The 11,709-nt window shown below is 69.4% G+C and carries 13 protein-coding genes; 3 read left to right on the forward strand and 10 right to left on the reverse strand.

Features of this window, described 5'->3' with window-relative positions:
- Positions 1-13: 13 nt before the first annotated feature.
- From GWK61_RS60225 to GWK61_RS47550, 7 genes are all read right to left on the reverse strand, one after another.
- Positions 14-805 carry a TIM barrel protein gene (locus tag GWK61_RS60225; protein ID WP_323748083.1) on the reverse strand — a complete coding sequence of 264 codons (792 nt, stop codon included), beginning with the start codon at positions 803-805 and terminating at the stop codon, positions 14-16.
- 89 nt (positions 806-894) lie between these two features.
- Positions 895-2,118 (reverse strand): CehA/McbA family metallohydrolase, encoded by a 1,224-nt coding sequence (locus GWK61_RS47525; protein ID WP_194919793.1) that lies wholly within the window; start codon positions 2,116-2,118, stop codon positions 895-897.
- The gene (locus GWK61_RS47530; RefSeq protein ID WP_194919795.1) at positions 2,118-3,206 is read right to left on the reverse strand and encodes an ABC transporter ATP-binding protein; all 1,089 of its coding nucleotides are present in this window, start codon (positions 3,204-3,206) and stop codon (positions 2,118-2,120) included. Before GWK61_RS47530 ends, GWK61_RS47525 begins: the two co-directional genes overlap by 1 nt.
- An 11-nt stretch (positions 3,207-3,217) precedes the next feature.
- The gene (locus tag GWK61_RS47535; RefSeq protein ID WP_194919797.1) at positions 3,218-4,048 is read right to left on the reverse strand and encodes a carbohydrate ABC transporter permease; all 831 of its coding nucleotides are present in this window, start codon (positions 4,046-4,048) and stop codon (positions 3,218-3,220) included.
- Positions 4,045-4,959 carry a carbohydrate ABC transporter permease gene (locus GWK61_RS47540; RefSeq protein WP_194919798.1) on the reverse strand — a complete coding sequence of 305 codons (915 nt, stop codon included), beginning with the start codon at positions 4,957-4,959 and terminating at the stop codon, positions 4,045-4,047. Before GWK61_RS47540 ends, GWK61_RS47535 begins: the two co-directional genes overlap by 4 nt.
- Positions 4,928-6,328, reverse strand: a complete 1,401-nt coding sequence (locus GWK61_RS47545) for an extracellular solute-binding protein (RefSeq protein ID WP_228564136.1) — start codon at positions 6,326-6,328, stop codon at positions 4,928-4,930. Before GWK61_RS47545 ends, GWK61_RS47540 begins: the two co-directional genes overlap by 32 nt.
- Before the next feature lie 73 nt (positions 6,329-6,401).
- Positions 6,402-7,142, reverse strand: coding sequence for a GntR family transcriptional regulator (locus GWK61_RS47550; protein WP_228564137.1), 741 nt, complete (start codon positions 7,140-7,142; stop codon positions 6,402-6,404).
- Between the two features lie 85 nt (positions 7,143-7,227).
- Here GWK61_RS47550 and iolB point away from each other — a divergent pair, with 85 nt between their 5' ends.
- Positions 7,228-7,998 carry a 5-deoxy-glucuronate isomerase gene (iolB, locus tag GWK61_RS47555; protein WP_194919813.1) on the forward strand — a complete coding sequence of 257 codons (771 nt, stop codon included), beginning with the start codon at positions 7,228-7,230 and terminating at the stop codon, positions 7,996-7,998.
- Between the two features lie 81 nt (positions 7,999-8,079).
- Here the strand turns inward: iolB and GWK61_RS47560 are convergent, their stop codons facing one another.
- Positions 8,080-8,439, reverse strand: coding sequence for a hypothetical protein (locus GWK61_RS47560; RefSeq protein ID WP_194919815.1), 360 nt, complete (start codon positions 8,437-8,439; stop codon positions 8,080-8,082).
- A gap of 179 nt (positions 8,440-8,618) precedes the next feature.
- Here GWK61_RS47560 and GWK61_RS47565 point away from each other — a divergent pair, with 179 nt between their 5' ends.
- Together GWK61_RS47565 and GWK61_RS47570 are read left to right on the forward strand one after the other, a co-directional pair.
- Entirely contained in the window at positions 8,619-9,449 is an 831-nt protein-coding gene (locus GWK61_RS47565) for a putative RNA methyltransferase (RefSeq protein WP_194919817.1), read from the forward strand.
- A 10-nt stretch (positions 9,450-9,459) separates the two neighbouring features.
- A complete protein-coding gene (locus GWK61_RS47570; RefSeq protein ID WP_438939823.1) occupies positions 9,460-10,224 on the forward strand; it encodes a dienelactone hydrolase family protein in 765 nt (254 codons plus the stop codon).
- A 33-nt stretch (positions 10,225-10,257) separates the two neighbouring features.
- Here GWK61_RS47570 and GWK61_RS47575 read toward each other — a convergent pair whose 3' ends face one another.
- Entirely contained in the window at positions 10,258-11,202 is a 945-nt protein-coding gene (locus tag GWK61_RS47575; protein ID WP_194919819.1) for a ribose-phosphate diphosphokinase, read from the reverse strand.
- A gap of 33 nt (positions 11,203-11,235) precedes the next feature.
- Positions 11,236-11,709: YidB family protein (locus GWK61_RS47580; protein ID WP_228564139.1), on the reverse strand; the 474-nt coding region annotated here is incomplete at its 5' end.

The raw sequence follows: 11,709 nt of genomic DNA on the forward strand, positions 1-11,709 counted from the left end.
CCCCCAGCCGCCATCAAACCCCCAACCCAGCCAGCACCGCACGGTTGTGCCGCAGATCCCCGATGATCCGCCCCAGATCCTGACCGCAGTCCGGCACATCCTGCTCGACCACGATCCACCCCTCATAAGCCAACGCCCGCAACGCGTCCAGGAACGCCCCCAGATCCAGCCGCCCCTCTCCGAGCCGACAGAACGTCCCGTCCGCCAACGCGTCCTTCACATGCACATGCCGCACCCGATGCCCCCACCGAGCCAGCACCGCCAACGGATCCCCGCCGGCCGCCAACAGATGCCCGGTGTCCAGGCACAGCTCCAGCTCCGTCAGCTCCAGCAGCCGGTCGATGTCGTCCGGCGTCTCGATACTGGTGTCCAGATGGTGGTGGAACACCGGCTCCAGCCCGTGCTCCCGGCACCGCGACGCGGCCCGGTACGCCTGCCGCACCAGCAGCCCCCACCCGGCGGCGTCCAACGGCCCGGACGGCGGGCAGGCCAGCGTCGGCTTCGGCGCGAAGCTGCTCATGTCCGGGTACCGGTTGCGGATCCGCAGCAGCCGCGCGGTGTCTTCGAGGGCTGACAAGTCGTCCGCGAACCCCTCCTGCTGCCCGAACCGCAGGTCGTGCCAGCCGCCGGCCAGCGGCGGAGCCGAGTCGGCGTCGGCCAGCACCTCGTCCAGGTAGCCGTGCGGCCCCAGATCAGTACCCTCATACCCACAGTCCGCCGCGATCCGGGCGTATTCCGCAGCGCTGATAAAGGGATTCTCGGCCGAGTAGATCCCGAAGTTCACCGGCGCCGTCGCGACCTTCACCGGCCACACCTGCGGCCGTGACTGTGGCCCTGACTGCGCTCCCGGCTGCGCTCCCAGCTGCGGCGCCTGCGCTCCCGCCCCCGACTCCGTCACGCGCACAACGCCACCACCTCATTGCGCCACGTCTCCAACCGGTACACCCCGGTCTGCGAAGCCGGGAACGACTGCCGCCCCGCCCGGTCCGCGCGCACCACCACCCGCGTCTCGTCCGGCCGCACCAGCACCAACCCGTCGGCGTCCACCGTCGTCACCTCGTCGCCGCAGCGCAGCACCAGCGGGCCGGTGCGGGTGGCCGAGACCGCGGTGCGGCCGGCGGCGATGCCGGACAGGATCGCAGGGGTCTCACACTCGTCGGCCAGCACCCACGTGACCGGCTCGCCGAGCGAGGCCGGCAGCCCGTCCGGCTCGTGGAAGTCGCTGCCGCCGACCGGGATGATCGCCGCCGGATGCCGTTTCATCCAGGCCAGCGGCCAGCCCCAGGTCCGGTCGAACCAGGACCAGTGCCAGATCTCCGCGATGGAGGGCTGCGTGGTCAGCTGGTGCCGCCACGCGCAGTCCCCGGCCAGCGGATGGTTCACCGAGAACAGCGCCCCGGCCTTCTCGGCCTGCTTCATCCACTGCGAAGCCGGACGCCGGAAGTCGATCCACTCCTTCGAGCCCCACACGTTCGCGTGCCCGAGGTCGGTGGTGACCTCCTGCCCCGGGATCAGCGTGACGCCGCTGCGCTCGGACTCCTTCTCCAGGAAGGGGTAGTGGCTGATCGTGTTGTGGTCGGTGACGGCCAGGAAGTCCAGGCCGACCTCCGCCGCGAGCGTGGCCAGCTGCCGGACCGTCAGCTTGCCGTCGCTGTGCTCGGTGTGCGCGTGCAGGTCGCCGGCGTACCAGCGGCGGCCGCCGACCGTCGGCAGCTCCCGGGCCGGCGGTCGTTCCAGGGCCCTGACATGGTGGTACTCCAGGTCCCTGGAGACCTTCGCGGCCTTGTCGGAGAAGGTGATCTCCAGCGAGTACCGGACGCCCTCTGGAGGGACCCGGTGCAGGCCCAGCCACACGTGCCAGACCCCGGGCAGGATCTCCCCGGCCAGGTAGCCCGGCGTCGAGGCCAGCACTCCGATCCGGAACGACTCCCGGGCCCCGCCGGACCAGCCGCGGAAGCCCTCGGGGCCCGCGCACCCGAGGTCCAGGACCGCGCCGGCGGACTGGTCGTACTCCAGCCGGACCTCGATCTCCGAGACGCCGGGCGGCACCTCGAACGGGACCGGCCGCAGCTGTTGCCGCAGCCGGTCCTCCAGCCACCACACGCCGTCCAGCCGCATCAGCCCACCAACTCCCCATCCGCGTAGAGCAGAGTCCGGTCTTTGCGGGGCAACGCCCACACCGTGGCCTGGGGTTCCGGCTCGTCCTCCTCGGCCACCACGACCTGCACCGCGGAGCCGGCGACGTCCAGCGTCAGCAGCAGCGAGCTGCCGAGGTTCTCGGCGACCTCTACCGTGCCCCGAAACGCCCCGTCGCGCGGATCCGCCGATACGCGGAAGTACTCCGGGCGCGCGCCAAGGACCACCTCGGCGCGTTCGGCCAGGCGCTCCCCGGTCCCGTCAGGCATCGCGATCTCGGAATCTGCGACCAGAACGCGTCCGTCACGGACTACCCCCTCCAGCAGGTTCATCGGCGTGGAGCCGATGAAAGACGCCACAAACGTGTTCGCCGGCCTGCGGTACACCTCGCGCGGTGTGCCCAGCTGGCGGATACGGCCGGACTGCATGACCGCGATGCGGTCCGCGAGCGCCAGCGCCTCGGCCTGGTCGTGCGTGACGAAGACCGTGGTGGTGGCGAGTTCGCGTTGCAGCCGCTTGAGGAACGTCCGCGCCTCCAGCCTGAGACGAGCATCAAGGTTCGACAGGGGTTCGTCAAAGAGAAAAACGGACGGCTCAGCCGCCGTGGCCCGGGCCAAAGCCACTCTTTGCTGCTGTCCGCCGGACAAAGCGCCCGGCCTCCGGTCCAGCAAACCCGCTGTGGTCTCGGTACCTGTCAGGCCGAGCTCGGAGGCGGCGGCCAACACGGCTTCCCGCTGTCGGGCTTTGGGAACCCCGCGTACCCGCAATGGATATGCAATGTTCTCCGTGACGGTCATATGAGGGAAGAGCGCGTAATCCTGGAACACCATCGCCACTCCGCGCTTGCCCGGCGGCGTGCGGGTCACGTCCGCGTCGCCGATGTGCACCGCCCCGGAAGTGGGCGTCTCCAGCCCGGCCAGCGTCCGCAGCAGCGTGGTCTTCCCGCAGCCGGAGGGACCCAGCAGTGCGAAGAACTCGCCGTCCTGGATCGTCAGGCTCAGGGCGTCCAGCGCCGTGACGCCGCCGTCGGCGAACGTCTTGGTCAGTTCCACGGTTCTGATTTCGGCCACAGGGTCTCCTCCTACCGTTTGATCCCGCCGTGGAACCGGAAACCATAGCGATGGCTGACGAACAAGTACAAAACGATGACTGGAATCGAGTACAACAGAGAGAAGGCCGAGATCAGCGCGAGGTTCGGCTGGCCGCCCTCGGTGTAGAAGGTGTAGAGCACCACCGAGGCCGGGTACTTGTCCGGGTTCCGGACCAGGATGTACGGGATCAGGAAGCTGCTCCAGACGTTCACCACGGCCCAGACCGTCACCGTGGCCAGCCCCGGGCGGATCATCGGCAGCACGATGTGCCGCATGATCTGGAACGGCGAAGCCCCGAACACCCGGGCCGATTCCTCGTAGGACTTCGGCGTGGTGTCGGTGAAGTCCTTCAGGATGAAGATCGCCGCCGGGATCAGGCCGCCGGTGAACACCAGGATCACCCCGACCCGGGAGTCGATCAGATGCAGTTTGAACGCCAGCTGGAACAGCGGCACCATCGCCGCCGTACCGGTCACGATCGAGGACAACAGGAGCAGCGCGTAGAGGATGCCGTCGCGGCCCGGGACCCGGACCCGGCTCAGGGCGTACGCCGCCGCCGCTGCGAACCCCACTGTCAGCAGAGCCGTACCCCCTGCCAGCAGTAGAGAGTTCCACAGCGACGGCAGCGCATAGGGATCCTTCAACAGGACCGAGAAGTTGTGAAGAGTAAACGAGCTTATGCTCACGTCCAGGGTCGGGTGCGCGTTGAAAGGCGCCGACGCCAGCCACAACATCGGCAGTGCGAAGAAGCCCAGCAGCACCGACAGGAAGGTGTAGCGGCCGATCTTCGCCAGGGCCGCGCGCACGGCCGGATCTTTCATGCCGCCACGCGTTCCCGGCGCCGCTCCCGCAGCAGCCGCAGGTACACCAGCGCCACGACGAGGTTGATCACCAGCATCAGCAACGAGATCGCGGCCCCCAGGCCCATCTGCCCGTCGAACAGCGCGGTCTGGTAGATGTACACCGGCAGGATCTCCGACTCGCCGTTCGGGCCGCCGGCGGTGATCTGGTACGGCGTGAAGTCGTTGAACGTCCACAGCGAGATCAGCAGCAGGTTGGTCAGGATGTGGCCGCGGATGTGCGGGAACACCACGTCGCGCAGCTGCTGCCAGGAGTTCGCGCCGAACATCCGCGCCGTCGCCAGCTGCGAGGGCGGCACGCCGGTGAGCGCCGCGCTGTACAGCAGCATCGAGAACGCGGTGCCGCGCCAGATGTTGAACACGATGATGACGGCCATCGGGTGCTCGATCGCCCACGCCGTGCCGGGGGTGTGCAGCAGGGCGTTCAGCGTCCCGGCGTCGCGGTCCAGCATCGCCACCCACAGGAAGGCCACCACCGAGCTCGGCAGGATCCAGGCCAGCAGCACCAGTGCCTCGATCAGCCGCTTGAACCAGCCGGTGGCGTCCCGCAGCGTCCACGCGATGGTGAAGCCCAGCACCGCCTGCCCGATCACCGCCGAGAGGATGACGTATTCGAACGTCAGCCACAGCGAGTGGTGGAAACCGGGGTCCTGGATGACGTTCGTGTAGTTCTGCAGGCCGACGCTGTGCGGATGGCGCGCGGCGAAGCCGGTGAGCCGGTAGTTCGTCGTGCCCAGATACAGGGTCCACACGGCCGGGAAGACCAGGAACGCGGCGACGACGAGCAGGGCGGGCGCGGCGATCGCCGCCGCGCGCGCCCTGCCGAGCCCCGCGGGATCCTCAGGGACCCGGGGCGACGTCGCTCGCGCCAACGAGCCCCTCCAGCGCCTTTTCGTACGCCGCCGCGGCGTCCGCCGGACTCTTGCCCCCGACCACGTCCGCGACCGCCTTCTGGACCAGGTTCGACACGTCGTTGTACGCCGCCTGCGAGGGCCGGAAGTTGGTGACCGGCAGCACCTTCTCGGTGGCGAACTTCAGCATCGGGTCGTCGGCCAGGACTTCCTGGTTGACGTCGGTCCGCGCGGTGATCAGCGCGGCGCCGCCGATCCGGGACTTCGTCTCGGCCTTGGAGTTCAGGAAGGCCAGGAAGTCCCAGGCGGCCTGCGGGTACTTGGTCTTGGGGTTGATCGACCAGTCGGAGCCGCCGGAGTAGGACACGAAGCTCTGGCCCTTCACGCCCGAACCCGGGGTCTCGGACGGGATCAGCGCGTACCCGACGGCGCTGTCGCGGTCGGCCATCGGTGCCGTGCCGCCCTTCGGGTTCACCACCGAGCGCCACATGTAGTCGGACTCCGCGTACATGCCGATCTTGTTCGCCACGAACTCGGTGAACGACTTGTCGCGGCCCTTGGCGTCCTCCTGGAGCACCGGGTCGCCGAATCCGCCGCCGTAGATCTTCTGGTAGAAGCCGAGGGCCGCCTTGAAGGCCGCGCCGGCCTGGACCCACTTGCCGTTGCTCCACAGCGAACCGCCGGCCCCGGCGAGCAGCGGCAGGAAGCCCTGGATCGTGGTGGCCTCACCCATCGGGACGCCGCCGTCCCACTGCACCGGCGTGACCCCGGGCAGGGCCTTCAGCTTGGCGGCGGCGTCGTAGACGTCCTGCCAGCTCGTCGGCTGCCAGTCGGCCGGCAGTCCGGCCTGCGCGAACAGCTTCTTGTTGAAGAAGATGACGCGGGCGTCGGTGCCGTTCGGGACGCCGTAGCGCTGGCCCTCGTACTCGCCGAGGGCCTGGACCGAGGCGGAGATCTGCGACCAGCCGTCCCAGCTGTCGACCTGGGAGCCGGCCACGGCGGTGAGCGGCTTGAGGTAGCCGGCGTCGGCGAACTCGCCGACCCAGATGCCGTCCAGGGCGAAGACGTCGTCGCCGGTGCCGGACTGCAGGTCCAGGGCGAGCTTGGACTTGTAGGAGTTGTCGTCGACGCCGTTGGGCCGGAACGTGACGTCCGCCGTGATCCCCTTGGCCGCCTCGGATTTCACGAAGTCCGGGATCAGGGTCTTCTGGATCCAGTTCGCCTCGTTGCTGTTCTTGCCGCCGGCGATGTCGTTGGCGGTGATCACCAGCGTGGGGTTCCTGGGCTGGTGGGCGGGGTCGACGGCGGCCGGCTTGGAACTGGCGCTGGAACTGGAGCCGGAACCGGTGCAGCCGGCGACCAGGGCGGCGGCCGCCACGCCGATCGCCATCAGGGTTCGAAGGTTTCTGGATTGTGCGGAATGTGCTCCCATCGGTGCCTCCGCGGGGTCTCAGTGCTCGGTCTCAGTGCTCGGTCACTGTGACTTCCAAGCTGTAGCGGGAGGCGCGGTAGATGTGGCTGCCGAACTCCACCGCCCGCCCGCTGTCGTCGAAAGCCGTGCGCTCCATGGTCAACAGAGCCGCGCCGCGCCGTTCCTCCAACAGGGCCGCCTGCTCGGTGTCGGCGGTGCAGGCCCCGATCCGCTGCCGGGCCACGCAGATGCGGATGCCCGCCTTGCGCAGCACCTCGTACAGGCCGCGGGTCTCCAGCAGCTCCACGGTCAACGGCGGTACCGGCTCGGGCAGCCAGTTCCGCATCACCGCCAGCGGTTCGCCCTGCGAGCGGCGCAGCCGCACCACCTTCGTCACCGGCGTGCCGGCCGGCAGCCCGAGCGCGGCGGCGGCCTCCGGCTCGGCCGGGACCCGGGCCAGCAGCAGCACGTCGGTCGCCGGGACCCGGCCGCTGCGGGCCAGGTCGTCGTGCAGGCTGGTGAGCTCCATCTCGCGCCGGACCGGCATCGGCAGGATCTGCGTGCCCACGCCGCGCCGCCGGACGATCATGCCGCGGTCCACGAGGTGGCCGATCGCCTGGCGCACGGTGGGCCGGGACAGCCCCAGCGACTCGGCGATCTGCACCTCGGAGTCCAGCTGGTCGCCCGGCGCCAGCTCGCCGGTGCGGATCGCCTCGGCGATCTGTTCGGCGACCTGGAAGTAGAGCGGGATCGGGGAGGAGCGGTCCACCTCGATCCGCGGTCGGATCCCCATGGTGGTCAGTATGCTGCGGTCACTATGTCCGGACAACAGGTTGACCGGGGAACTCCGTACTGCTATGCAGCAAACGGGAGGCGGTATGACAGAGGTCAACATCACACCCGAATCGGCTGGTTGGCGCTATGCGGGACTGAGGACCGCGGCGTTCACGGGCTCATATCAGTTCTTTACCGCAGAGGATGAGGCGTTAGTCCTGCCTTTGGCCGGTTCGTGCACAGTCAGGTGCGGATCCGACGAATTCCTGCTGCACGGACGCGAGAACGTCTTCGCCGGTCCCAGCGACTTCGCCTACATCCCGCGCCGCGGCATGGTGCGGCTGACGGCGGTCGACGGACCGTGCCGCGTCGCGATCCCCACGGCGCGGGCCGAGGCGGATCTGCCGTTCCGGTACGGCGCGCGCGAGGCGGTGCCGGTGGAGCAGCGCGGAGCCGGACCGGCCGCGCGGACACTGAACAACTTCTGCGCGCCGGAGTCCTTCGAGACCGACCGGCTGCTGGCGGTGGAGGTGATCACGCCGGGCGGGAACTGGTCGTCCTGGCCGCCGCACAAGCACGACGAGGACGTCGAGGGCGGGGAGCGCGCCAAGGAGGAGATCTACTACTACGAGGGCGGGCCGGGGTACCAGCGCGTCTACTCGTCGTCGGCCGGCGACATCGACGTGCTGCGGGAGGTCGGGGCCGGGGACGTCGTGCTCATCCCGTACGGCTACCACGGGCCGTCGATGGCCATGCCCGGCTACGACTTGTACTACCTGAACGTGCTGGCTGGCCGGGATCGCGGGGCGGCGCGCTCGATGGCGTTCAGCGACGACCCGCGGCACGCGTGGATACGGCAGACCTGGAGCGCCTGAGGGGACGGCGCTTCCAGGTCTCGGCCGTTCCGGCGATTCCTGCGGTCCCGGTGGCCGGGTGGGTCCTGGGGCCTTCGGGACTCAGATGATGCGGATCTCGTCGTTCGAGTGGTCGTGCCCGCAGTTGTCGCCTTCGTAGTGGTAGTCGCGCCGGCCGAGCTGCACCACCCGGAACGACTTGTGCTCGACGATCTTCTGCAGGTGCCGGAAGCCGCTGGCGCCGGCGGCCACCACGGCCACGATCGCGGCCAGCACGGTGACCCCGATGACCGCGAAGCCGGCGGTCACGTGCCCGAACACGATCATGAACAGCGCCACCAGGATCGAGATCGGTACGGCTACCAGGAGCAGCACCGCGATGGTGGTGAGCAGGATCAACGGCTTGGCGGACGGGGCGTGGTCCCCATCGTGCGAGGTGCGGTGGCGGATCGTCGTTCTCATGGCCATGGCTAGTCCCTCTCGGCAGCGGCCCCAAAGACGCGTTGTATCGCGTTTAAAGTGTATCAACGAGGAGGGTGCCTCCGCCTGTTCCCGATCCCGGTGAATATTCGGTCACGCCCACCCGTCGCCCACCACCACCCGTTAAGGAGGCGCTACGCGCCGCTGGCACAATACTGGAGGTGATCTCGGACGTCGTCGACTTGTTGTCCTGCCCGCATTGTGCCACCGCCTTGATCGTCGAGGGCTCTCCGGGGTTGCGGTTGGTGTGTGAGGAGGGGCACGTTTTCGACGTCGCGCGGCATGGCTACGTCTCGTTGCTGGCGGGTGGGGGAGCTGCCGGTACCGCCGATACTGCGGAGATGGTCGCGGAGCGTGCGGCGTTCCTCGGGACCGGGCACTACGACGGGATCGCGGAGCTGGTCGCCGGGGTGGCGGCTGACAGCGCTTCGGTGGCGCCGGATGACAGCTGCGTGCTCGATCTCGGCGCGGGGACCGGGTACTACCTGGCGAGGGTGCTGGATGTTGTGGACCGGCCGGGTATCGCGCTGGACATCTCCAAGCACGCCGCACGCCTCGCCGCGCGGGCCCATCCGCGGATCGGCGCGGTGGTCGCGGACGCCTGGGCAGGGTTACCGGTGCGCGGCCGGGCCGCCTCGGTGCTGCTCAACATCTTCGCGCCGCGCAATCCGCGCGAGATGCGGCGGGTGCTGCACCCGGGCGGCCGGGCGGTCGTCGTGGTGCCCGAGCCGGACCATCTCAGGGAGCTGATCGCCGAGTACGGCCTGATGGCGGTCGACGACCGCAAGCCGGAGCGGCTGCGCGAGCAGTTCGCGGACCGGTTCACGGTCGAGGCCGAGCACACGTACCGGGCGACGCCGTCGTTGTCGGCGGCTGAGGTTGCGCAACTCATCGGGATGGGGCCGAACGCCTGGCACGAGCGCGCCGGGGAGGTCCGATCGGGCGGCGCGGTGACGGTCGCCGTCCGCGCCTACGTTCTGTCTCCGAGGTGAGCGTGCCACTATGTGCGGCATGCAGATCGCGATGACGAATGCCGTTTCGGCCGGGACCGTCCACTACCCCGCTGGTGACGGCGCTGATATCGAGGCCTACCTGGCGGTTCCGCAGGACGAGGCGCCGCGCGGCGGCATCGTGCTGATCCACCACTTGCCCGGATACGACGAGGCGACGCGCGAGTACGCGCGGACGTTCGCCGTGCACGGGTACAACGCGGTCGTGCCGAACCTGTACAGCCGCGAGGGCGGGCCGGGCGTCTCGTACGAGGACGCGGCGGCTGCGGTGCGTGCCGATGGCGGCGTGTCGGACGAGCGGTTGATCGCTGACGTCGGCACGGCTGCGGAGTACCTGCGTGCGCTGCCTTCGTCCAACGGCAAGGTCGGCGTCATCGGGCACTGCTCGGGCGGGCGTCAGGCGCTGCTCGCGGCGTGCGGGCTGGAGTTGCAGGCGGCGGTCGACAACTATGGGGCGTTCGTGATGGTGGACAGCCCGGAGTCGACGGGGCTGCGTGCCACGTCGTTGGAGGGGCGGCTGGGTGAGCTGTCGTGCCCGCTGCTCGGGAACTTCGGTGCGGACGACGGGTATCCGTCGCCGGAGGAGACGGCGCGGTTGGAGGCGGCGTTAGACAAGCTGGGGAAGACGTACGACTTCAAGACGTATGAGGGTGCCGGGCACGCCTTCTTCAATGTGAACCGGGTGTCGTACCGGCCTGAGGCGGCCATGGACGCTTGGGAGCGGATCTTCGAGTTCTACGGGGAGCACTTGTCCTGACGGGGCCGCTTTTCCGGTCCCCGGACCGCCTTCTCAGAGCCCTTCGAACAGGGCGCTGACCGACTCGCCGTTGTGGATCCGTCGCATCGCCTCGGCCAAGGCCGGGGCGATGGACAGGACGGTGAGCTTGTCCGACTCCTCCGTCGCGGGGATCGGGACCGTGTTGGTGCAGACGATCTCCTCGACGTCGGGCTGGTCGGAGAGCCGCTTGAGGGCGCCGGAGGCGAACAGGCCGTGCGTGCAGGCCACGCGGACGCTGCGGGCGCCGAGGTCGCGCAGGCGTTCCAAGAGCTCCATGACAGTGCTGCCCTTGGCGATCTCGTCGTCGAGGACGATCACGTCGCGGCCCTTCACGTCGCCGATCACCGAGCTGATGGCGACGGTGTCGCCGGCGAAGCGCTGCTTGGCGCCGGCCGCCACCGGGACGCCGAGCAGGCGCGCGAAGGCCGCGGCCTCCTTGGCGTTGCCGAGGTCGGGGGAGACGACGGTGGTGTTGGTCAGGTCGTAGTCGCGGAAGTGCTTGGCCAGTTCGCGCAGCGCGTTGAGGTGGTCGACAGGGACCGAGAAGAAGCCGTGGACCTGCGGGGAGTGCAGCGTCATGGCCAGCACCCGGTCGGCGCCGGCGGCCACCATGAGGTCGGCGACCAGGCGTCCCCCAATGGAGATGCGCGGGGCGTCCTTCTTGTCGCTGCGGGCGTACGAGTAGTGCGGCACCACGGCGGTGATCCTCGCCGCCGAGGCGCCGCGGGCCGCGTCGCACATGAGCAGGAGCTCGACCAGGTGCTCCTGGACCGGCGCGACCAGGGGCTGGACCAGGAACACGTCGCGCTCGCGGCAGTTGGCCTGGAGCTGGACCTCCAGGCAGTCGTTGGCGAAGCGGATGGTGCGCACCGGGTTCAGTGAGGTCTCCAGGTGCGCGCAGATCTCCGCGGCCAGGGTCGGATGGGCGCTTCCGCTGAACACTGCGATGTCGCGCATGTGTGCATGGTAGCGATCTCCCACCCGGGAGGATCAACTGCCCTGGGGACGTCCTTCGGAGGTCCCACCGGCCGGAGGGCGGTTCTGACCTTGCGATCCGGGCTGCTGGGCGCTCTGCTGAGGGGCTTGAGGAGCGGCCGGATTCGCGGCGCCGGACATGCCGCCGGCTGTGGCAGCCGCGCCGGCCGTGGCGGCTTCCGGAAGGCGGCCCTCCGGCGTCATCGCATCGACGACCTGCGGCAGCGTCGCCGCCATGGTCTGCGCGGCCTCCTCGTGGCTCATGCCGAGCGTGTTGGCGACCTGCGAGATCTGCTCGTGCCCGAGGGCCTGCGTGATCTGCTCCCCGCTGACCGGCTGGTTCGGCTGCTCGGAGCTGACCCACGACTTCGCCTGCGACCCGAGCCCGCCCCCCTTCAGCTGCTCCATGAGCTTCGACAACCCGCCGCCGGCGACCAGCCCACCGATCATCGGCGCGAGCTTCTGCAGCATCCCGCTACTGAGAAGCCC

The organism is Catenulispora rubra (assembly GCF_015356825.1).
Taxonomy (GTDB): Bacteria; Actinomycetota; Actinomycetes; order Streptomycetales; family Catenulisporaceae; genus Catenulispora; species Catenulispora rubra.